The organism is Pedobacter sp. N36a (genome assembly GCF_014472395.1).
GTDB lineage: Bacteria > Bacteroidota > Bacteroidia > Sphingobacteriales > Sphingobacteriaceae > Pedobacter.
In genome coordinates this window covers 117,848-137,547 of the sequence record NZ_JACSZW010000003.1, presented here as the reverse complement: position 1 = coordinate 137,547, position 19,700 = coordinate 117,848, and the positions used below count along the sequence as shown (strand labels likewise).

General features: G+C 42.2%; 18 protein-coding genes. 10 read left to right on the top strand and 8 right to left on the bottom strand.

The features are described 5' to 3' along the window. Position 1 precedes the first annotated feature (1 nt). Positions 2-763: an enoyl-CoA hydratase/isomerase family protein gene (locus H9X96_RS07030; RefSeq protein WP_187665625.1), complete on the top strand. Its 762-nt coding sequence runs from the start codon at positions 2-4 to the stop codon at positions 761-763. A 3-nt stretch (positions 764-766) separates the two neighbouring features. Continuing rightward, positions 767-1,642: an SDR family oxidoreductase gene (locus H9X96_RS07025; RefSeq protein WP_187665624.1), complete on the top strand. Its 876-nt coding sequence runs from the start codon at positions 767-769 to the stop codon at positions 1,640-1,642. Positions 1,643-1,665: 23 nt separating this feature from the next. Here the strand turns inward: H9X96_RS07025 and H9X96_RS07020 are convergent, their stop codons facing one another. Further along, positions 1,666-2,715: a 3-oxoacyl-ACP synthase III family protein gene (locus H9X96_RS07020; protein WP_255431031.1), complete on the bottom strand. Its 1,050-nt coding sequence runs from the start codon at positions 2,713-2,715 to the stop codon at positions 1,666-1,668. Between the two features lie 77 nt (positions 2,716-2,792). On the opposite strand from H9X96_RS07020, the gene H9X96_RS07015 reads away from it, so the two are divergent. After that, positions 2,793-3,074: an ATP-dependent Clp protease adaptor ClpS gene (locus tag H9X96_RS07015; RefSeq protein WP_062550664.1), complete on the top strand. Its 282-nt coding sequence runs from the start codon at positions 2,793-2,795 to the stop codon at positions 3,072-3,074. A gap of 62 nt (positions 3,075-3,136) precedes the next feature. Here the strand turns inward: H9X96_RS07015 and H9X96_RS07010 are convergent, their stop codons facing one another. Next, positions 3,137-3,736: a thioredoxin family protein gene (locus tag H9X96_RS07010; RefSeq protein ID WP_187665623.1), complete on the bottom strand. Its 600-nt coding sequence runs from the start codon at positions 3,734-3,736 to the stop codon at positions 3,137-3,139. Between the two features lie 99 nt (positions 3,737-3,835). Between H9X96_RS07010 and H9X96_RS07005 the strand changes: the two genes are divergently transcribed. From H9X96_RS07005 to H9X96_RS06995, 3 genes are read left to right on the top strand one after another with little or no spacing between them, the layout of a single operon-like run. Then, positions 3,836-6,328, top strand: a complete 2,493-nt coding sequence (locus tag H9X96_RS07005) for an outer membrane beta-barrel family protein (protein WP_187665622.1) — start codon at positions 3,836-3,838, stop codon at positions 6,326-6,328. 14 nt (positions 6,329-6,342) lie between these two features. Further along, positions 6,343-6,897, top strand: coding sequence for an NUDIX hydrolase (locus H9X96_RS07000; protein WP_187665621.1), 555 nt, complete (start codon positions 6,343-6,345; stop codon positions 6,895-6,897). Between the two features lie 16 nt (positions 6,898-6,913). Next, positions 6,914-7,648: a 1-acyl-sn-glycerol-3-phosphate acyltransferase gene (locus tag H9X96_RS06995; RefSeq protein WP_187665620.1), complete on the top strand. Its 735-nt coding sequence runs from the start codon at positions 6,914-6,916 to the stop codon at positions 7,646-7,648. Positions 7,649-7,673: 25 nt separating this feature from the next. Here H9X96_RS06995 and H9X96_RS06990 read toward each other — a convergent pair whose 3' ends face one another. Continuing rightward, complete coding sequence (locus H9X96_RS06990) at positions 7,674-8,432, bottom strand: LytTR family DNA-binding domain-containing protein (protein ID WP_187665619.1); 759 nt, start codon at positions 8,430-8,432, stop codon at positions 7,674-7,676. Further along, entirely contained in the window at positions 8,429-9,457 is a 1,029-nt protein-coding gene (locus H9X96_RS06985) for a sensor histidine kinase (protein ID WP_187665618.1), read from the bottom strand. Before H9X96_RS06985 ends, H9X96_RS06990 begins: the two co-directional genes overlap by 4 nt. A gap of 255 nt (positions 9,458-9,712) precedes the next feature. Here H9X96_RS06985 and H9X96_RS06980 point away from each other — a divergent pair, with 255 nt between their 5' ends. The 4 genes from H9X96_RS06980 (at position 9,713) to H9X96_RS06965 (ending at position 14,177) form a co-directional block, all read left to right on the top strand. Then, positions 9,713-9,886, top strand: a complete 174-nt coding sequence (locus H9X96_RS06980) for a hypothetical protein (RefSeq protein WP_157262555.1) — start codon at positions 9,713-9,715, stop codon at positions 9,884-9,886. A gap of 221 nt (positions 9,887-10,107) precedes the next feature. Beyond that, positions 10,108-11,679 (top strand): M20/M25/M40 family metallo-hydrolase, encoded by a 1,572-nt coding sequence (locus tag H9X96_RS06975; RefSeq protein WP_187665617.1) that lies wholly within the window; start codon positions 10,108-10,110, stop codon positions 11,677-11,679. Between the two features lie 186 nt (positions 11,680-11,865). Then, positions 11,866-12,243, top strand: coding sequence for a BlaI/MecI/CopY family transcriptional regulator (locus tag H9X96_RS06970; RefSeq protein ID WP_187665616.1), 378 nt, complete (start codon positions 11,866-11,868; stop codon positions 12,241-12,243). After that, the gene (locus H9X96_RS06965) at positions 12,240-14,177 is read left to right on the top strand and encodes a TonB family protein (RefSeq protein WP_187665615.1); all 1,938 of its coding nucleotides are present in this window, start codon (positions 12,240-12,242) and stop codon (positions 14,175-14,177) included. Before H9X96_RS06970 ends, H9X96_RS06965 begins: the two co-directional genes overlap by 4 nt. Before the next feature lie 95 nt (positions 14,178-14,272). On the opposite strand, the gene H9X96_RS06960 is transcribed toward H9X96_RS06965, so the two are convergent. From H9X96_RS06960 to H9X96_RS06945, 4 genes are all read right to left on the bottom strand, one after another. Beyond that, positions 14,273-15,043 (bottom strand): succinate dehydrogenase/fumarate reductase iron-sulfur subunit, encoded by a 771-nt coding sequence (locus tag H9X96_RS06960; RefSeq protein WP_062550674.1) that lies wholly within the window; start codon positions 15,041-15,043, stop codon positions 14,273-14,275. 22 nt (positions 15,044-15,065) lie between these two features. After that, positions 15,066-17,045: a fumarate reductase/succinate dehydrogenase flavoprotein subunit gene (locus tag H9X96_RS06955; RefSeq protein ID WP_187665614.1), complete on the bottom strand. Its 1,980-nt coding sequence runs from the start codon at positions 17,043-17,045 to the stop codon at positions 15,066-15,068. Between the two features lie 29 nt (positions 17,046-17,074). After that, complete coding sequence (locus H9X96_RS06950) at positions 17,075-17,755, bottom strand: succinate dehydrogenase cytochrome b subunit (RefSeq protein ID WP_187665613.1); 681 nt, start codon at positions 17,753-17,755, stop codon at positions 17,075-17,077. A 219-nt stretch (positions 17,756-17,974) separates the two neighbouring features. Further along, positions 17,975-19,513: a trypsin-like peptidase domain-containing protein gene (locus H9X96_RS06945; protein WP_187665612.1), complete on the bottom strand. Its 1,539-nt coding sequence runs from the start codon at positions 19,511-19,513 to the stop codon at positions 17,975-17,977. Positions 19,514-19,700 lie beyond the last annotated feature (187 nt).

The window sequence follows — 19,700 nt, the reverse complement described above, 5'->3', positions numbered from 1 at the left end:
TATGAATACGATAAAAGTCACCATAAAAGACCATTTAGCACTGATTACCTTAGACCGTGGAAGGTCCAACGCTTTAAACCGAGAGATGATCACCGAACTGAATGACATGCTGAACAGCATCTCTTCAGACCCAAATATTGCCGGGGTGGTCATCACTGGAAAAGAGAATTTCTTCTCTGCAGGGCTGGATTTAATTGAGCTGTACGGTTATTCGGAGGAAGAAGCAGAATCTTTCTGGCACCTTTTTCTTGACTTTACCGCCAACATCACGGCTTTCCGTAAACCATTGGTGGCGGCCATCAATGGCCATAGTCCAGCTGGGGGCTGCGTGATAGCCCTGGCCTGTGATTATAGAATCATGGCAGAAGGAAAGGCGATTATAGGCCTCAATGAGGTTCCGGTGGGCATCATTGTCCCAGGAAGTATTTTTAGCCTCTATGCTTTCTGGATTGGAACTGCTCATGCCACCAGAAGTCTGCTGGAAGGAAAACTATTCAGTCCGGAGGAAGCCCTTAAAATCGGCCTGGTAGATGAATTGATCAATCCGGAAAGTATCCTGACCGCAGCGGAACGCAAGATCAGAAAATATATGGCCATGGAAAGAAATACCTGGGAGCAGAGCAAGCTGAACATTAGGAAGGACCTGATTGCCGCCACTCGTGCCAACCAAACAGAAGCACTGGCCATTATGCTGAAACAATGGTGGGCACCAACCACCAGAAACATATTGAAAACCATCATTGATAACCTGCAAAAAAAATAGCTCATGTATAATCAACCTATGTTAAGAGATGACGCTTTAAAAGGAAAAACGATCGTCATCACCGGTGGCGGAACCGGTCTGGGCAAAGCCATGGGCACTTATTTCCTAAAACTTGGTGCCAATCTGGTGATCACCAGCAGAAAAACGGATGTCCTGGAAAAGACCGCTGCTGAAATGGAAAAAGAAACCGGTGGTAAAGTATTGGCCGTTGCCTGCGATGTTCGTGAATATGAACAGGTAGAAAACGTGCTTGCTGAAACCCTGAAAGCTTTTGGCCGTGTGGATGTCTTGCTGAATAATGCGGCAGGCAATTTCATCTCCCCTACCGAACGTCTTTCCGCTAACGCATTTTCCACAGTAATTGACATTGTTTTGAAAGGTTCTGTAAACTGTACACTGGCCTTTGGCAAACACTGGATCAAGGAAAAACAAAGCGCCAACGTATTAAATATCGTCACCACTTATGCCTTCACCGGCTCTGCCTATGTCGTTCCTTCTGCCTGTGCTAAGGGTGGCGTATTGGCTATGACGCGCTCTTTGGCAGTAGAATGGGGTAAATACGGCATTCGTACCAATGCCATTGCTCCTGGGCCATTTCCTACTAAGGGAGCCTGGGAACGCCTGTTGCCGGGAGACTTGGCAGAGAAGTTCGACTTTAAAAACAGAGTACCTTTGAAGCGTGTTGGAGAACATCAGGAGCTGGCCAATCTGGCTGCCTTCCTGATTAGTGATTTCGCAGGATACATCAATGGAGAAGTCATCAGTATTGATGGAGGAGAATGGCTGCAGGGTGCCGGTCAGTTTAACGGCCTGGAAGCCATCCCAGACGACATGTGGGATAGGTTTGCACAAATGACAAAATCGGCTAAAGGCAGTTAAACCCTTCTATAAAATAACTAAAATTACCATCTGATTAAAGCACTGGCCCAGGTAAAACCTGATCCAAAGGCGGCCAGGCATACCAGGTCGCCTTCTTTAATTTTCCCCGCTTCCCATGCTTCACATAAAGCAATCGGCACAGAAGCCGCGGTAGTATTCCCATATTTTTGAATATTATTGAAAACTTTGTCGTCGCTCAGTCCCAGCAATTGCTGAACATACTGACTGATTCTTAAATTTGCCTGATGCGGGATCAGCATATCCAGATCCGCAGGTGTCAGGTTATTGGCCTCCAGCGCTTCCTTAATCACTTCCGGAAACTTCACTACGGCTTTCTTAAAAACGGCTGGACCATCCATATGGGCCAATGCGGCACCGCTTTCTAGCTGTTCCGTCGTCATAAATAAACCACCTAATTCCTGATCCGGATATCCTGGCTTGTCTTTCAGCCATTTATTGGCACTTGCTCCGGGGTAATACATGGCCAGAATTTCTGCATCTGCACCATCACTATGTAAATGCGTACTCATAATCCCTTGCCCCTCCTTTGTGGAAGGCTGCAGCACCACTGCTCCTGCGCCGTCACCAAAGATCACGGACACATTCCTGCTGCGGGTTTCAAAATCCATCGCAAAAGAATGTTTCTCGCTGCCTACCACCAAAATATTCTTATACATTCCGGTTTTAATGAACTGATCGGCAATGGAAAGGGCGTACACAAATCCTGAACATTGGTTTCTCACATCTAAGGCACCAATCTCTTTCATTTTCATTTCCCGCTGCAGCAAAACGCCGCATCCTGGAAAATAATAATCCGGACTTAAGGTAGCAAAGATGACAAAATCAATGTCTTGTGCAGTTGTTCCTGCACGTTCGATCGCGATTTTCGCAGCTTCTACACCCATTGTGGTCGTCGTTTCTTCCAGGCGATCTGCAAATCTGCGTTCTTTTATTCCTGTGCGCTCCTGTATCCAAGCATCATTCGTATCCATGAAACGGGACAAATCATCATTGGTATAAACATTCTTAGGCACATAATAACCTATTCCGGCGATTTTTGAACGATGCATCATATTTGGATTTAATACAAATTTTAAGCAAAATAAACTTTAACTACAACATTATTTTGAAATTAGCTTATTTTTGTAGGATGTCAACAGAAACAAAAGAAGAAACCTTTACATTAGAAGAGATCTTAACCTCATTAAAAACCGTCCATCGGCTGATCCTTTGGAATGATGATGTAAACACATTCGACCATGTCATTTACTGTATGATGAAATACCTGGATTATTCAGAAAGCCAGGCTGAGAAGATTGCTATGGAAGTCCATAACAAAGGAAAATGTGCGGTATTAGAAGGGTCTTTCACGGAAATGGAAGTTTACCGTAAAATCTTACAGCAAGAAGGTTTAACCGTTACTGTCGACTAAACCTTCCTTATACTTCTTTTAACCGAACAACAGACCTGTTTAACGGCCCTTTTAGGCATCGATTACGCCAACTGTTGAATCACGCCGCGAAGTTCCTCTTGTGTGCTTTGCGTTTTATCTTTAGCATACCAGCCATGGAGCTGTTCAGCGATCAGCATCATATCCGAACTGGCATTCTTCCAGTCCTTTAATAAAGATTGCAGTACTTTCGGTCGAGGACCCCATTGGCAAACGACTTGTCCGGCTTCATCTAAAATTAGCAGTACCGGAATGGCCCTGCCTCCATTCGTCAGATGTGCATCTATCAATGGTAAATGCTGATCTCTCAAAACAAATTTTAAATTTATTTTTTCCGGGAAAGCGGTCGCAATTTTATTAAAAACAGGAACAATCTGTGCAGCATCACCACACCATCCTTCAGAAATCACCAGGAAACGATATTGTTTTTTAAGGTTTTCTAAGGCTTCCAGCAGATCTGCAGTTAACACCACAGTTTTATCTACCCGGCTCATTCTCTGCACATTCATCTTCGTATAATGCAGCATAGCTTCCGAGTCATCTTCGCCTGTTGTCTTCTTTTCCAGCAGCAGCTGATCTATCAATTCGCGATAGGCTGCATAGCTGATCCCATCGCTATCAAAAATATTACTGTAATTTATCATATTTAAGCTGTAATAAAATAGTTACGACTCCCTTTTTAAACTTCGGGCCCCTTTCTTTGTCCATCCTAAACAAAACCAAAACTAAGAGAGAAAGTCCCGATGAAGAATCCGTTACACAAAGTACTATTTTTAACCCTTGCGATTTGTATTACAACTGTAAAACTTAATGCCCAGACTACCGGCGACGGTAAGATTAGCGCAAAAGTAGTAGATGCAAAAACCAATGAAACTATTCCATTTGCAACAGCCGTTATCCTCAACAGGAAAACCAAGGCTTTGGTAAAAGGTGTCCAAACTGATGTCAACGGAAACTTATCCATGGTAGGCTTGCCAAAAGGAGTTTTTACCTTTAAACTGAGCTATGTAGGTTACCAGACTATGGTTCGCGACTCTATCACGATCAATGGCACCGTAAATAACATCAACCTGGGCACCATTAAAATGAACACTGCCAAAGGAACAGCCCTGAATGAGGTAACGATTACCGCAGCCAAAAGCACGATACAATTGGGCGTGGATAAGAAAATATTCTCTGTAGACCAAAGTTTAGTGAGCGAGGGTGGTTCTGCCTCCGATCTTTTACAAAACGTGCCTTCTGTCACCACAGACATCGATGGCAATGTAAGCTTAAGGGGTTCCACAGGAGTGAAAGTACTCATTGATGGAAAACCTTCGCTGATTGCTGGCGGAAATGTGGCACAGATCCTGCAGTCTATTCCGGCAAGTTCTATTGAAAGTGTGGAACTGATCACCAACCCATCTGCGAAATACGATGCAGAAGGCCAATCAGGGATCATCAACATTGTATTAAAGAAAAACAAGAAATTAGGATTAAACGGAAACCTGGCTTTAACTGCCGGAAACCGCGACAACTATAATGCAAGCACCAGCTTAAGCTTCCAAAACAGCAAAGTAAATCTCTATGGAAATTACAGCTACCGTTATGGCAACAGAAATGGTGGTGGTTATAACAACATCAGCTATTTAAATTCTACATCCCCTATTGCCTTTGCCAATCAGAATACCATTTCGGAATCTTTAGATAAAGGACACAATGCGAAAGCAGGCCTGGATTATTACCTGACAGATAAAGATGTACTAAGCTTTGCTGCAGGTTTTAACCTGAGAGACAATGATAGAACTGAGTTTCTAAACATCAATAAGTTAAACGCATTGAATCAGCCTATAGAGCTGAGCAACAGAACAAACACCAACTTAGGATCTGGGGGCAGTTACGACCTGAACCTGGATTACAGTCATAAATTTAAAAAACCAAGGGAGGAAATCACCTTTAACCTGAGCTTTTCTGAAGGAAACAACGACAACCTACAACTTTACAACACGAATATTTACAACCTAGACGGTGTTCCGGTCAGCCAGCGTCCAGAATTGATCCGTAACGATGGAAGCGGCCTCAACAGAAATTACAACGCACAAACTGATTATACCCTGCCTGTAGGTAAAACTGGAAAACTGGAAGCTGGTTACCGCAGCCAGATTCGCATTGCGGAAAACAGCACATTCTCTGAAATCTACCACAATAACGTGGAAGGATACAGACCAAATCTGGATTTAACCAATGATTTTAACAGTAAAGATCAGGTACATGCCATTTATGCCAATTACCAGAACTCTGTTAAAAATTTCGGTTATCAGGTAGGATTGAGAGCGGAAGATGCCACATTAGACACCAAATTAGGTGTGTATAACACTGCAGGTCAGCTCAGTTATATCCCTGGAAAAGTAGCCTACACCAGGTTGTATCCAAGTATCTTCTTAACACAGAAACTAGAAAAAGAACAGCAGGTACAGCTGAGTTACAGCAGAAGAGTAAACAGACCGCGAGGCTGGGATACCAATCCTTTCCTGGATGTTTCAGACCCATTAAACTACCGCCAGGGGAATCCGAACCTTAAACCGGAGGATGTACATGCCTTTGAATTGAGCTACAGTAAATTCTGGCCAAAGGTAACTTTCATTTCTACCGCCTACATGCGTCAAACAAATGATGTGATTCAAAGGATCAGAACAGAACCTGATGATAATGGCATTACCATTACGACTCCTGAAAACTTAACTAAAGAGTTGTCCAGCGGATTAGAGTTAATCGGTAGATTTGACCTGGTTAAAGCCTGGAATTTTACGGCTAATGCCAATTTATATCAAAGTAAAATCAACGGTGTTCCTGCATTTGGAATCATAGAAAACTCGGGTTTTACCTGGAATGCCAACTTAACAAATAATTTCGTATTGCCTTATGGCATTACATTACAGGTAAAAGGAGATTACCGTGCACGCCAGGTCATGGCACAGGGAACCAGAAACGCCATGTATGGTGTGGATGCTGGTGCTAAATATGACTTCAAAAACAAGAAATCGTCTTTAAGTCTGAATATAAGGGATATTTTCAATACCCGTGCCTGGAGCATGACCACCAGCACCAACAATTCTATCACTGATTTCAGACGTTATATGCAGGGAACGATGGGTAACATCACCTACTCTTACCGCTTTGGAAAAACTGATTTCAAATCTAAGAAAGCCAAAAGGCCTGACCAGTCGGAAATGCGTTCCGATGAAGAGTCATTTTAAGTATATTTGCGTCCATGGAAGAAAACAATCCCTGGACTACTCTGGAAAGCCACAAGGTCTATGAAAATAACTGGATCGGATTAACAGAACACCAGGTGCTCAATCCATCAGGAGGTAAAGGAATATATGGCGAAGTTCATTTTAAAAACTACGCCATAGGCATCCTTCCTTTAGATGATCAATTGAACACCTGGCTTGTTGGACAATACCGCTTTCCTATGAAAGCCTATAGCTGGGAAATCCCTGAAGGCGGAGGCCCGCTAGATGCCGATCCTCTGGACAGCGCAAAGCGCGAACTGGCAGAAGAAACCGGCATTATCGCCACACAATGGGAAGAAATCCAGCGCATGCACTTATCCAATTCTGTGAGTGATGAACTGGCCATCATCTATATTGCTCGCGGCCTCACCATGGGTGAATCTGAACCCGAAGAAACAGAACAGCTTCAAATCAAAAAACTTCCTTTCGAAGCTGCCTATCAAATGGTGTTGAACGGTGAAATTACCGACAGCATGAGCGTTGCCGCCATTCTTAAAACCAAAATACTTTTACAGGAAACTCATATTTAACGATACCACACCTTTTATGAATAAGTTTTTAGGATATATTTTCAGCCCTATATTTTATATATTATTCCTACTCATCCTGCTTGTTTTTCAGCCGGTTCAATGGATTTGTTTCCATGTTTTTGGCTATAAAGCCCATAAAGCTTCCGTAGATGCGCTGAACTTCTGCCTCACCTATTGCGACCTTTTTATGGGTGCTTCCATTCATTTCATGAATACTCAGGACCTGCCAACAGACCGCCCGATCATCTTTATTGCCAACCACCAAAGCATGTATGACATTCCGGGACTGATCTGGTTTTTAAGAAAACACCATGTCAAGTTCATCTCCAAAATTGAACTGACCAAGGGCATTCCGTCCATCTCTTTCAATCTGAAACACGGTGGCGGTGCCAATATCAACCGTAAAGACAGCAAGCAAGCGGTTGGAGAAATCATCAAATTGGGAGCACGCATGAAAGCAAACAACTGGTCGGCAATGATCTTTCCAGAAGGTACCCGTTCCAAAGACGGAATCCTGAAACCTTTTCATGTAGGTGGTATTGCCACTTTACTTAAAAAGGTGCCGAATGCACTGATTGTGCCAATTGCTATTGAGAATTCATGGAAAATGGTACAATATGGAAGTTATCCATTAAGTTTTGGGGAAAAGATGCGATGGACTGTATTGAAACCGATCGAGCCTGCGGGTAAAGGTCCTGAAGAGGTGACTCAGGAAGCAGAAAAGGCCATTCGCCACAAATTGGGCCAATAACCTTTTCTTAAAATATTCAGTCAATCTAAATGTTCTTATTGTCGATACGCTTGAAGAACTCATCGCGATAAGTATCCCCTATTGGGATCACTTTACCGAAAATAGTGATTCTGCTGCGTTCAATGCTTTCGATTTTATCCAGAGAAATAATGTAAGATTTATGCACCCTGATAAACTGACTGCTCGGCAGGGTTTCTTCCATCTTCTTCATATTCTGCAGAGTGATTACTCTTTCTGCCTTGGTATAAATTGAGATATAATCTTTTAAACCTTCGATATAAAGAATGTCATCCAGTTGAATCTTCTGGATTTTATGTTCAGTTTTCACAAAGATAAAATCCTGTACCGGATGTGCGCTAGGTGCTGGCCCTGCTACTGGAGCAGCGACTACCGGAACTGGTGGAGGGCTTTGATCCATCGCCTTCTGCTGTTGGTTGTGGACCTTTTCTACCGCTTTATAGAACCTGTCGAACGCAATTGGTTTCAGCAGGTAATCGGAAACATTCAAATCGTAACTTTCTAAAGCATATTGAGAGTAAGCAGTAGTCAGGATATAATTAGATTTACCATTCGCAATCTTCAGAAACTGTATTCCGGTAAGTTCAGGCATCTGAATGTCCAGGAATACCAGATCAATTCCACCTGCCTGTACCAATTGTAAGGCCTCAATTGCATTTTCGGTTCTTTTGACCAATTCTAAGAAAGGTACTTTAGATACGTAATCTTCTATAATATCCAGCGCCAATGGTTCATCATCGACCGCTATACATCTTAACTTTGTCATAAATCTAGCATTAATTCACTCGTGTAATGGGTAGCCGAATTTACAATATTTAATTTATATCTGTCAGGATATAACAATTGTAACCTACGTTCTACATTGTTCAGGCCTACACCCCCTACCTCATCTTTATTGTGTTGGTTTTTCTTATTGGTGATGCTGAAATGCAGGATCTTTTGATTGGCAATGATGTTGATCTTAATCGGATCCTTAGGATCATTGGCCACTCCATGTTTGAAAGCATTCTCCACAAAAGAGATTAAGATGAGGGGCACAATCTGCTGGTCGTCAATCTCCCCATTCAACTGAAACTCTACTGCAGCACCATCCCTAAACCTCAGTTTCTGCAGCTCAATATAACTGTGCAGGTATTCAATTTCTTTGCTGAGGGATACCCAGCTATCATTGCTCTCATAAATCATGTACCTCATGATCTCCGAAAGTTTCATAATGGCATCAGCCGTTTTATCCGACTTCTGATAAGCCAGGGAATAAATATTATTTAGAGAATTGAATAAAAAATGAGGATTCAGCTGAGATTTCAAAAACTGAAGTTCCATCTCTTTCTTTTCAGATTCCAGGTCCCTTTGAATGCGTTCATTCCCAAACCAGTCGATCCCAAATTTAAGCAGGGAACTAACTACGACAAAAAATCCGGAAGTAAAAACAGCGGCTAATGCATATTTGCCCAACGTTACAAATTCCCTTCTACTACCATCACTCACCAACAAGACAATGTCTGCATTTAAACTTGCCAGTACGGTTTTAATCGCACTCATCACCACAATCAGTAATAAGATCGCGCCCATGTAAAGGCCGTACTTCTTCTGCTCCTTCACCAGTAAGGGAATCAATAAGGTATAGTTGATATAAAAGATGGAGATATTGATCAGCCCGGAATACCCAAAATTAACAGCGATCGTATATACCGTCTGAGGTTCTTTAGAAAAGAGCACACTCAATACCAGGAGAAATATAATGAACGACCAAAAAATCAGATGTACAATAAGAGGGCCTTTGTTTTTCATTCAGAAATTTTAGTTACTTAATACGTCTAAAGTATATTTTTTCCGGTGTTTTAGGTAATTCCTTTCGACGAACGGGCATTATTTTTCTACCAAATCGGCAAATCAGGTAATCAATCGCAAAACTTGTTTAAACAGGCGTTTATCTAGGATAATATGTGCTTGGTCTAAAAGATTTTAGCAGTATTTTTTATTTTATTCTATTTGTTTCATCAAAACGAAACAATTATGAAAACTGCATCTATAAATACAAACATCATGAAAAGATTAGCAAATGTATCACCATTCTTATTGTTATTGGTACCTGTATTCATGATGATGGTGCTGACCATTGCAACTAGCATTAGCCATGCACAAGATGAAGAAATCGCCGCAAAAGCCAACACTTCCGTAAAAGGAATTGCACAGGTAAGCAGCATTTCTTTCAAATAAAAGAAATTCCAAACCTCCTGTTGGGATCGGCCATAAACATCGCCATCTAAAAGGGAAAAATATAGTTTTTAGTTTAGTTAATGTCAGAAAATGGTGGTCTTGTACCGCCCTTTTCTTTTTACAAGCCTCCTGCTTGCTGTAATAATTTGGCTAAAAAAATACAAGCCATTGTCTTTTCCTGTAAATTCAGGTATTCAAACAGACCAAACGTACCTTATTATATGAGAAAACTTACCCTTACTGCGCTGGCCATTAGCCTCAGCATCTCCTTGTTTGCACAGGAAAAGCTAGACTTGCCAGCGATCCAAAAAATTCGCCAGGAAGGCCTGGAAAATTCAAAAGTCATGGACATTGCCTTCCAGATCACTGATGTGGCAGGGCCGAGATTGTCCAACTCGCCAGGCCTTAAGCGTGCGCAGGACTGGGCTGTACAGCAATTTACTTCCTGGGGATTAAAAAACGTTCAGCTGGAAGCCTGGGGCCAATTTGGAAAAGGCTGGCAGATCGATAGATACTATGCTGCGACTACCCTGCCATATTACCATGCGATTATTGGCGCACCTAAAGCCTGGACTCCAGGTACCAAAGGCCCGATAAAATCTGAAGTGATCCTGCTCAAAGCGGATACCCTGACCGACCTCGCTCCCTACAAAGGAAAGCTAGCCGGAAAAATCGTGCTCTTTGACCAGATGACCCTGCAGCCTTTAGCGCCTTCTTACCAGCCGGATGTAGTTCGCCATTCAGATTCGACTTTAAACAAAATGGCATCCGCCGACCCACAAGGTCAAGGGCAGCGTTCTCCGCGTGCGGGAGCTGCAAACAACATGATGGCCCAGATGATGAAGATGAGGGCCACACGCGCTGCTATGGCTAGTTTCCTGAAGGATGAACAGGTAGGGATGATCCTTACTTATGCCAGAGGCAGCTATGGCACCTTCTTTACCAGTAATGGCGCTTCTTATGCACTGGATGCACCGGCAGTTTCGCCGGAACTGGAAATCTCTTCAGAAGATTACCTGCACATCCTGCGCTTACTGCGTGCCGGACAAAAAGTGGAGATCGAAGCCGATATTAAAACCTCTTTCTACGATCAGGATCCAAATGGCTATAACGTCATTGCAGAGATTCCGGGTACCGATAGAAAACTAAAAGAGGAAGTCGTGATGATTGGCGGACACTATGATTCCTGGCATTCTGCTACTGGTGCGACAGACAATGCCGCCGGTGCTTCCGTCATGATGGAAGCCATGCGCATCCTGAAAGCCATCAATTTCAAACCTAAACGTACCATCAGAATTGCATTATGGAGTTCAGAAGAACAAGGCCTCCATGGTTCAAGAGGTTATGTGGCCAAACATTTTGGTGATCCAAAAACCATGACCCTGACCAAAGACCAAAAAAAAATCAGTGCTTATTATAACCTCGACAACGGAACAGGTGCCATCAGAGGAATCTACGCACAGGGAAATACTGCTGCTGCCCCTATTTTTCAGGAATGGCTGAATCCCTTCCAGGACCTCGGTGCAAAAACAGTGACCCTAAACAATACCGGCGGTACAGATCACCTCGCTTTTGATGCCTTGGGCATCCCAGGATTCCAGTTCATCCAGGATCCGATGGATTACAATACCCGCACACACCACAGCAACCAGGATACCTTTGACCGCCTGGCAGAAGAAGACTTAAAAAGAGCAGCCACCATTGTCGCCTCCTTCGTCTACCACACTGCACAGCGAGATACGCAAATTCCAAGAAAGGAATTGCCTAAAGCTCCTGAAGCCGCAAAAAACTAAATCCTGTTTATCTCATTAGAAACCTCCTTTATGGAGGTTTCTTTGTTTTAGGCAAAAAATAACTACCCAAATATTATGAAAACTAAGATATTAGTTTTAAGTTTATACTAAGGTTTTAGTTGTTTGTTTACTGACGAGTAAACATGATGCTGAAACCCATTAAAAAACCGGTAAAAATAAAACACGATGGAGATTAAAGATTTAACAAAAGCAGAAGAACAGATTATGCAGATTCTGTGGCAAATGGAAAAGGGTTTCGTGAAAGAAGTAATGGACTTTTTACCAGAGCCAAAGCCAGCTTACAACACCGTATCTACGATCATCAGGATTATGGAAGTAAAAGGATTTGTAGGCCATGAGGCCTTCGGGAAATCGCACCAGTACTTTCCCCTCATCAGCAGGGAGGATTACAAACGCCATGCAACAGAAAAGCTATTGGGAAACTACTTTGAAAACTCGGTGGAAAGCATGTTCTCTTTCTTTGTAAAAGAAGAGAAACTTGACCTGGGTGATGTGGATGAAATTCTTAAAATGATTAACAAATTTAAAAACAGACCGCGATGAGTTGGGCACATTACATCCTGCAGGCCAATATCTATTTAGTGATATTCTATGGCTTTTATAAATTGTTTTTAGCAAATGAAACTTACTTTACCATGAACAGGATTTACCTGGTCATGGCAGGGATACTGTCTTTGGCCATTCCTTTTTTACGCATCGAATGGTTCACAAAGCAACCGGTTGCACAGCCCATTTATTCGGGTGTAGACCAGCTGCAGGACTTTGTCACACAAGTGAGCATCTATCCGGACGTACCAGAAAGGTTCAGTACGGGAAATTTGCTGGTTTTGATTTATCTGGCAGGTGTAATGATTTTCAGCCTATTTTTCATGTATAAACTGGCAGCGGTGTACCGCCTCTTAAAGCAAAACACCACAGGCAACGCCTTTTCTTTCTTTAGCAAAAAGAGAATAGATCCAAGCTTGCCGCAGCTAGGAATCATCAACAAGCATGAAGAGATTCACATGACTCAGTTGCACAGTCTGGATATCCTCTTTTTTGAATTATTGAGCATTTTTACCTGGTTTAATCCCATCATTTATGGTTACAAATACACCATAAAAAACATCCATGAGTACCTGGCAGATGAGGAAGCTGCCAAATTCCAGGGAGACAAGGAACAATACGCTTTACTTTTATTGAGCAAGGCATTCGGTATTGCACCAAACAGTCTCACAAATACTTTCTTTAATAAATCACTGATAAAAAAGAGAATATTTATGCTACACAAAAAACGATCAACCAGAACCGCCATATTGAAATACGGACTGTTCCTCCCTCTTTTTGCCATCACGCTGGTGCTTTCTTCTGCCACAATCCGCAGTAATGAAACCATCATTGCAGTAACAGAAGAGATCCCCTTAAACGAACCACTAACTGCCATTAATGAAGTCATTGTCGCACCCGTTAAAGCCAGTCTAAGCTCCAAAAAAGCAAAGATGATTAAAACCACAGTCCTAGACTTAAAATCTCCTGTATGGGACAAATTCTATGATTTTTCCAGAAAAAGAATTCGTTATCCTGCCGCAGCACAAGAAAGTGGCTTACAAGGCCATAGCCAGATTAAATTCAGCCTTAAAGCTGGAGAAGTCAGCAACATTAGCATCCTGAAAAAATTAGGGGCAGGTTGTGATGCCGAAGTCATTAGAGTCCTGACTGCTTACGAAGGATTTACTGCTGCCCAGGATGGGAATTACACCCTTCCTGTATTATTTAAAAATGATGAATCAGCCAGCCCAATAAAAAACCCTGTATTAACCAAACTCAAAGGGTATACGAATTTAAACCTTATAACAATAATTGGTTTTGGCAAAATCACAGCAACTGCAGCTGAAGGTAAAACCGGCAGCCTTAATGAAGCAGCGGTCAGTGTGGAAGACGTAAAAGTTTATGATTTTGTAAATGTCGACAGGCACCCTAGCTTTCCTGGCGGAATGGCCAACTTCTATAGCTATATAAAGAACAGTATTAAATACCCTAAAGAAGCTTATGCCAATAAGATAGAAGGAAAAACTTTCTTGTCCTTCATCGTAGAAAAAGATGGAAAACTAAGCGATATTAAAGTGGAAAGAACATTGGGATACGGCACCGATGAAGAAGCCATCAGAGTGCTGAAAGAATCTCCAAAATGGGATCCTGCAATCATGAATCGTACCCCTGTCCGTGTGAAATACAATATCCCCATCAGCTTCAGCTTATCCAACTCCCTTCAGAAAACAGGCCAGATCAATTCGATTAAGATCAGAGGAATCAGCACCGAACAAGATCCACTGATCTATGTTAATGGAAAGAAAAGCACTGAAAGCTTTTTAAGTATTCAGGAAGACAGGATCGAATCGGTGGAGCTCCTAAAAGGGAAAGCCGCAACTACCTTGTATGGTTCAGGCGCAGCCAATGGCGCCGTTAACATCACGCTAAAAAAAGAGACTAAAGAATAAATCAACCGCAAAAACAAAATCACTTAAAACACGAAAGCCCAGCTAGTACAGCCGGGCTTTCGTGTTAAATATCCTTGTCTCGTTACTTAAAGCTATTAAATAGATTCCTCAGATACAAATTTTGCTGATAAAAAGTCTCTATTCATACGCGCAATATTCTCTAAAGAAATTCCTTTAGGGCATTCTGCTTCACAAGCACCAGTATTGGTACAATTTCCGAATCCTTCGACATCCATTTGAGCTACCATACTCTGTACCCTGCGGTAACGTTCTGGCTGTCCCTGAGGCAATTGCGCCAGCTGAGAAATCTTTGCAGAAACGAATAACATCGCCGAAGCATTTTTACAGGTCGCTACACAAGCACCGCATCCGATACAAGCCGCAGCTTCGAAGGCTGAATCCGCCTGAACTTTTGGAATTGGCAGGTTGTTTGCATCCTGTGCATTCCCTGTATTCACTGAAATAAATCCACCAGCTGCAATTACACGGTCAAATGCAGTACGATCTACTGTTAAATCTTTGATGACTGGGAAAGCCTTGGCTCTCCATGGCTCTACAACGATCGTATCTCCATCTTTAAATGAACGCATGTGCAACTGACAAGTAGTTACTCCTTCTTTTGGTCCGTGAGGACGGCCGTTGATGTACATAGAGCAGGCACCGCAGATACCTTCTCTACAATCGTGATCAAAAACAACCGGCTCATCACCTTTTGAAATCAACTCCTCATTCAACACGTCAAACATTTCTAAGAATGACATATCAGGAGAAATCTCTGACAACTTATAATCCACCAATTTACCATTGGTTTTGCTATTCTTCTGACGCCAGATTTTCAGCGTTAAATTCATATTTCCTGTACTCATGATATTGAGATTTTAGTACTTGCTATTTATAACTTCTTTGTGCAACCTTGATGTTTCCGAACTTCAACTCCTCTTTATGCAGGTTGAAAGTCACATCTCCTTTGTATTCCCATGCGGATACATAAGCATAGTTTTCATCATCACGAAGTGCTTCACCTTCTTCTGTCTGGAACTCTTCTCTAAAGTGACCGCCACAAGATTCATTTCTGTTCAAGGCATCGATACACATCAACTCACCCAACTCGATAAAGTCGGCCACACGACCTGCTTTTTCTAATTCAGGATTGAATTCATTCGCCTCACCTGGAACACGTACATCCGACCAGAAGTCTTTGCGTAGCTGCTGAATTTCCGCAATTGCTTCCGTTAATCCTTTAGCATTACGGGCCATACCGCATTTATCCCACATGATCTTTCCTAATTTCTTATGGAAATGATCCACAGATTTAGTGCCTTTAATTGCGAATAACTTATCGACAATGCCTTTCACACTCGCCTCAGCTTCCACAAATGCAGGGTGATCCAATGGAATTGCTTTTGTCGCAATCTCTTTAGATAAGTAAGCACCGATAGTCAGTGGAATCACGAAGTAACCATCTGCAAGGCCTTGCATCAATGCAGAGGCACCCAAACGGTTTGCACCATGATCTGAGAAGTTAGCTTCACCTAAAGCGTACAATCCTGGAACTGTAGTCATCAAGTTGTAATCTACCCATAGTCCACCCATTGTATAGTGAACAGCAGGATAAATACGCATTGGCAGTTCATAAGGATCCTCTCCGGTGATTTGCTTGTACATATCAAACAGGTTACCATATTTTTCCTTAATCACCTCACGGCCTAAGCGCATGCAGGTTTCTTTATCAGGATTATGGATATTATGTTTATTCGCTTCAATACGGCCGTAACGTTCTGTATTTGCTTTGAAATCCAGGTATACTGCCAATTTAGATTTACCTACGCCATAACCTGCATCACAACGTTCTTTTGCCGCACGAGAGGCCACATCACGAGGAACAAGGTTACCGAAAGCAGGGTATCTGCGCTCTAAGTAATAATCTCTTTCCTCTTCAGGAATGTCGATTGGAGAACGGTCATCACCTTTTTTCTTAGGCACCCAAATTCTTCCATCATTACGTAATGACTCAGACATCAGGGTTAATTTACTTTGGTGATCTCCTGAAACAGGGATACAAGTAGGGTGAATCTGCGTGTAGCAAGGGTTACCGAAGAACGCACCTTTTTTGTGTGCTTTCCAGGCTGCAGTTACGTTACTGCCCATTGCGTTTGTAGAAAGGTAGAAAACGTTACCGTAACCACCAGTTCCTAACAATACTGCATGACCGAAATGGCGTTCCAGTTCACCAGTGATTAAGTTACGGGCAATGATACCACGTGCTTTACCATCAATGACTACAACTTCCATCATTTCATGGCGGGTAAACATTTCCACTTTACCCATTCCAATCTGACGCTCTAATGCGCTATATGCTCCTAAAAGCAATTGCTGACCCGTTTGACCGGCAGCATAAAATGTTCTTTGAACCTGTGTACCACCAAAAGAACGGTTGTCTAAAAGACCACCATACTCTCTAGCTAAAGGCACACCTTGTGCCACACACTGGTCTATGATGTTTGCACTTACTTCCGCTAAACGATAAACGTTAGCTTCGCGAGCACGGTAATCACCACCTTTAATGGTATCGTAGAATAAACGGTAAGTACTGTCACCGTCATTCTGATAGTTTTTTGCGGCATTGATACCACCCTGAGCAGCGATAGAGTGCGCTCTTCTTGGTGAATCCTGGAAGCAGAAACACTTCACTTTATAACCCATTTCAGCTAGAGTTGCTGCTGCAGAAGCACCTGCCAACCCAGAACCTACTACAATAACTTCTATGCTTCTTTTATTTGCCGGGTTAACTAATGGCATCGACGACTTTAATTTCGTCCATTTTTCCATTAAATCACCTTCCGGTATATTTGCATTTAATTCAGCCATTTTATTTAAGCTTTATATAAGTTCAAAAATTATTTAATATAACCTGCGTAAATTGCGACAGGCATAATAGCAAATAGAATTGCGATGATAATTGAATACCATACACCAAATGCTTTTATCAGCGGCGTGTATTTTTTATGATTCCATCCTAAAGTCTGGAATGCAGAAGCAAAACCGTGTAATAAGTGGTAACATAGGGAAGCCATTGCAATTGCATATAAGATCACTACCCAAAGGGTTTGGAATCTTGCTACCATTACTGCAAAAAGGTTTTCATGTCCATTCGCGTCCACTGTAGGAATTCCTGTAAAACGAGAAACTATCCAGAAGTCAGATAAATGCACGATCAGGAAAATTAAAAGGATCGTTCCTAATAAACCCATTGATCTGGAATACCATTTACTGTTTGCTGCGCCATCTACGACCGCATACTTTACCGGACGAGCAGCCTGGTTCTGAAAAACCAAACGTAAACCCTGGATAATGTGTGCCAGTAATCCAGCCATCAACACGACTTCCATCGCTCTGATCAGCCAGTTAGTAGCCATAAAATGTGCCCCTACATTGAAGGTTAAGCCACCGTCATTTACAAATATCAATAAATTGATAAAGCAGTGAACTGCGAGAAATGAAATAAGAAACAGGCCGGTGATACCCATTATTAGTTTTTTTCCTATAGACGAGGAAAAAGCGTTTCCGAAACTAGCCATTTGATTGTATTTTAGTTCTATTCATGCAAAAGTATTTAATAAAAGAATTAATTGGTTAAGGATTGTCATAAAAAACCGACAATTGGTTTATTTAGAAACGTTCTAGACTTCCTGAGTTGAAAACCCAGCCCATTCTTAAGAAAGGCATCTTGCCAGACAAAAAAAACGGGAAGCAGTAAAACTGCTTCCCGTTTAAATCATTTATAAAAATGGGATTCCTTAGAAAGTGAAAGAATAATTCTGACCATCGGCACCTACACCAGTGATCGTTGTCATTCCATTTTTCGAAGTTGGCAATGCCGCTTCTACATCTTTCGCAGAGTTTACTGGTTTACCATTCACCCCTGTAATCAACAGTCCTTTTGGAATATCCAGAGAGTCGAACAGTTTTCCAGGCTCAACAGTGGTCACCACTACCCCTGATCTTGCACCTAATTTTGCTTTCAGCGCAGCTGGAGCTGGGGCAAAACCCGCACCCAATTTACTGATAGTCGCACCGGTTGCTTTACCTGAAGCTGCAGTTTTAGGTGCAGTAACACTGCTTTCACCTTTCAAAGTTACATTGATATCTTTCAGAGAACCATCTCTCAAAATGGTCAGATTGATTTTATCACCAGGGCTCATACGACCAATTTTTTCCTGTAAATCAGGAGAGTCATAAATTGGCTGACCTTCTACTTTCTTGATGATATCACCTTTCTTGATGCCCGCAGCGGCACCGCCACCATTTTCTACCACATCCATTACGTACAGACCATTGATATCTTTAACTTTCAATTCTTCCGCAGCATCTGCATCCAACGGACGGAAAGAAACGCCAATATATCCACGTTTTACCGTACCATATTTCCTGAAATCTTCCAGGATCTTTTTAGCAAGGTTCACTGGAATAGCGAAACCGTAACCTTCATTCGTACCTGTTTGAGAAGCAATAGCGGCATTGATACCGATCAGCTCTCCATTTGCATTCACTAAAGCACCGCCACTGTTTCCAGGGTTAATCGCCGCATCAGTTTGAATGAAAGACTCAATACTGGTATTTGTACGCTGAGGTGCTTTACCTGTTCTGCGGTATTCTTCATACTCCTGTTCCGTCAACTGGTTTTGCTGTCTGGCTAGGATACCAATACTTCTGGCTTTTGCACTCACAATACCTGCAGTAACGGTAGTTTGAAGATCCAATGGGAAACCTACTGCCAATACCCATTCACCAATCTGAACGTGATCAGAGTTACCCATTTTTACCACTGGTAATCCAGTTTCTTCTACCTTAATTAAGGCAAGGTCAGTATTTGGGTCTGTACCAATTACTTTAGCCACTACCTTACGGCGATCAGAAAGAATCACCTCAATTTTATCCGCATTCTCCACCACGTGGTTATTGGTTACAATATACCCGTCTGGTGTTAAAATTACACCTGAACCTGAAGCGGCTCTTGGTGCACGTGGCATACTACGGCCACCTCGACCAAAAAACTCTTCGAACATATCTGCTGGAGAACCTCCACCTGATTGCTCGCTGCTTTTACCACCATAAGTAGTCTTAATATGCACTACGCCTGGCGATACTGCTGCTGCGGCCTGTACAAAATCTACCGCTCCTGTAGAGGAAATCTTCGCTGGGTTATTAGCGAAAAGTACATTTTGCTGCTCAGTTAGTGTTCTACTATCCTGATTACGTTCTAATAATTTATAGCCACCTAATGCAGCCGCTCCACCCATTAATGCGGCTAATGCTATCAATCCTATTTTTTTCATTTGTCTCCTATTTTTTGTATGTTTTTAATGATGTCCAATTCCTTCTGGTTCGACCGATCTGCCCGATTGGTGAAAAGCCAGAAGCTATTTATTAATTTTACCTGTTAAGAACTTTTCTTTTCAATGATATAGTCAAATTTAATACCATATCAACGATATTTGCATTAGCAACAGCCCTTTAAAACTG

Coding starts and splice junctions, on each gene's coding strand:
- H9X96_RS06980 (WP_157262555.1), top strand. CDS start 9,713: ATGAAAAGATTAGCAAATGTATCACCATTCTTATTGTTATTGGTACCT.
- H9X96_RS07020 (WP_255431031.1), bottom strand. CDS start 2,715: ATGATGCATCGTTCAAAAATCGCCGGAATAGGTTATTATGTGCCTAAG.
- H9X96_RS07015 (WP_062550664.1), top strand. CDS start 2,793: ATGTCAACAGAAACAAAAGAAGAAACCTTTACATTAGAAGAGATCTTA.
- H9X96_RS07030 (WP_187665625.1), top strand. CDS start 2: ATGAATACGATAAAAGTCACCATAAAAGACCATTTAGCACTGATTACC.
- H9X96_RS06990 (WP_187665619.1), bottom strand. CDS start 8,432: ATGACAAAGTTAAGATGTATAGCGGTCGATGATGAACCATTGGCGCTG.
- H9X96_RS06955 (WP_187665614.1), bottom strand. CDS start 17,045: ATGGCTGAATTAAATGCAAATATACCGGAAGGTGATTTAATGGAAAAA.
- H9X96_RS06960 (WP_062550674.1), bottom strand. CDS start 15,043: ATGAGTACAGGAAATATGAATTTAACGCTGAAAATCTGGCGTCAGAAG.
- H9X96_RS07010 (WP_187665623.1), bottom strand. CDS start 3,736: ATGATAAATTACAGTAATATTTTTGATAGCGATGGGATCAGCTATGCA.
- H9X96_RS06950 (WP_187665613.1), bottom strand. CDS start 17,755: ATGGCTAGTTTCGGAAACGCTTTTTCCTCGTCTATAGGAAAAAAACTA.
- H9X96_RS06975 (WP_187665617.1), top strand. CDS start 10,108: ATGAGAAAACTTACCCTTACTGCGCTGGCCATTAGCCTCAGCATCTCC.
- H9X96_RS06965 (WP_187665615.1), top strand. CDS start 12,240: ATGAGTTGGGCACATTACATCCTGCAGGCCAATATCTATTTAGTGATA.
- H9X96_RS07005 (WP_187665622.1), top strand. CDS start 3,836: ATGAAGAATCCGTTACACAAAGTACTATTTTTAACCCTTGCGATTTGT.
- H9X96_RS07025 (WP_187665624.1), top strand. CDS start 767: ATGTATAATCAACCTATGTTAAGAGATGACGCTTTAAAAGGAAAAACG.
- H9X96_RS07000 (WP_187665621.1), top strand. CDS start 6,343: ATGGAAGAAAACAATCCCTGGACTACTCTGGAAAGCCACAAGGTCTAT.
- H9X96_RS06995 (WP_187665620.1), top strand. CDS start 6,914: ATGAATAAGTTTTTAGGATATATTTTCAGCCCTATATTTTATATATTA.
- H9X96_RS06970 (WP_187665616.1), top strand. CDS start 11,866: ATGGAGATTAAAGATTTAACAAAAGCAGAAGAACAGATTATGCAGATT.
- H9X96_RS06985 (WP_187665618.1), bottom strand. CDS start 9,457: ATGAAAAACAAAGGCCCTCTTATTGTACATCTGATTTTTTGGTCGTTC.
- H9X96_RS06945 (WP_187665612.1), bottom strand. CDS start 19,513: ATGAAAAAAATAGGATTGATAGCATTAGCCGCATTAATGGGTGGAGCG.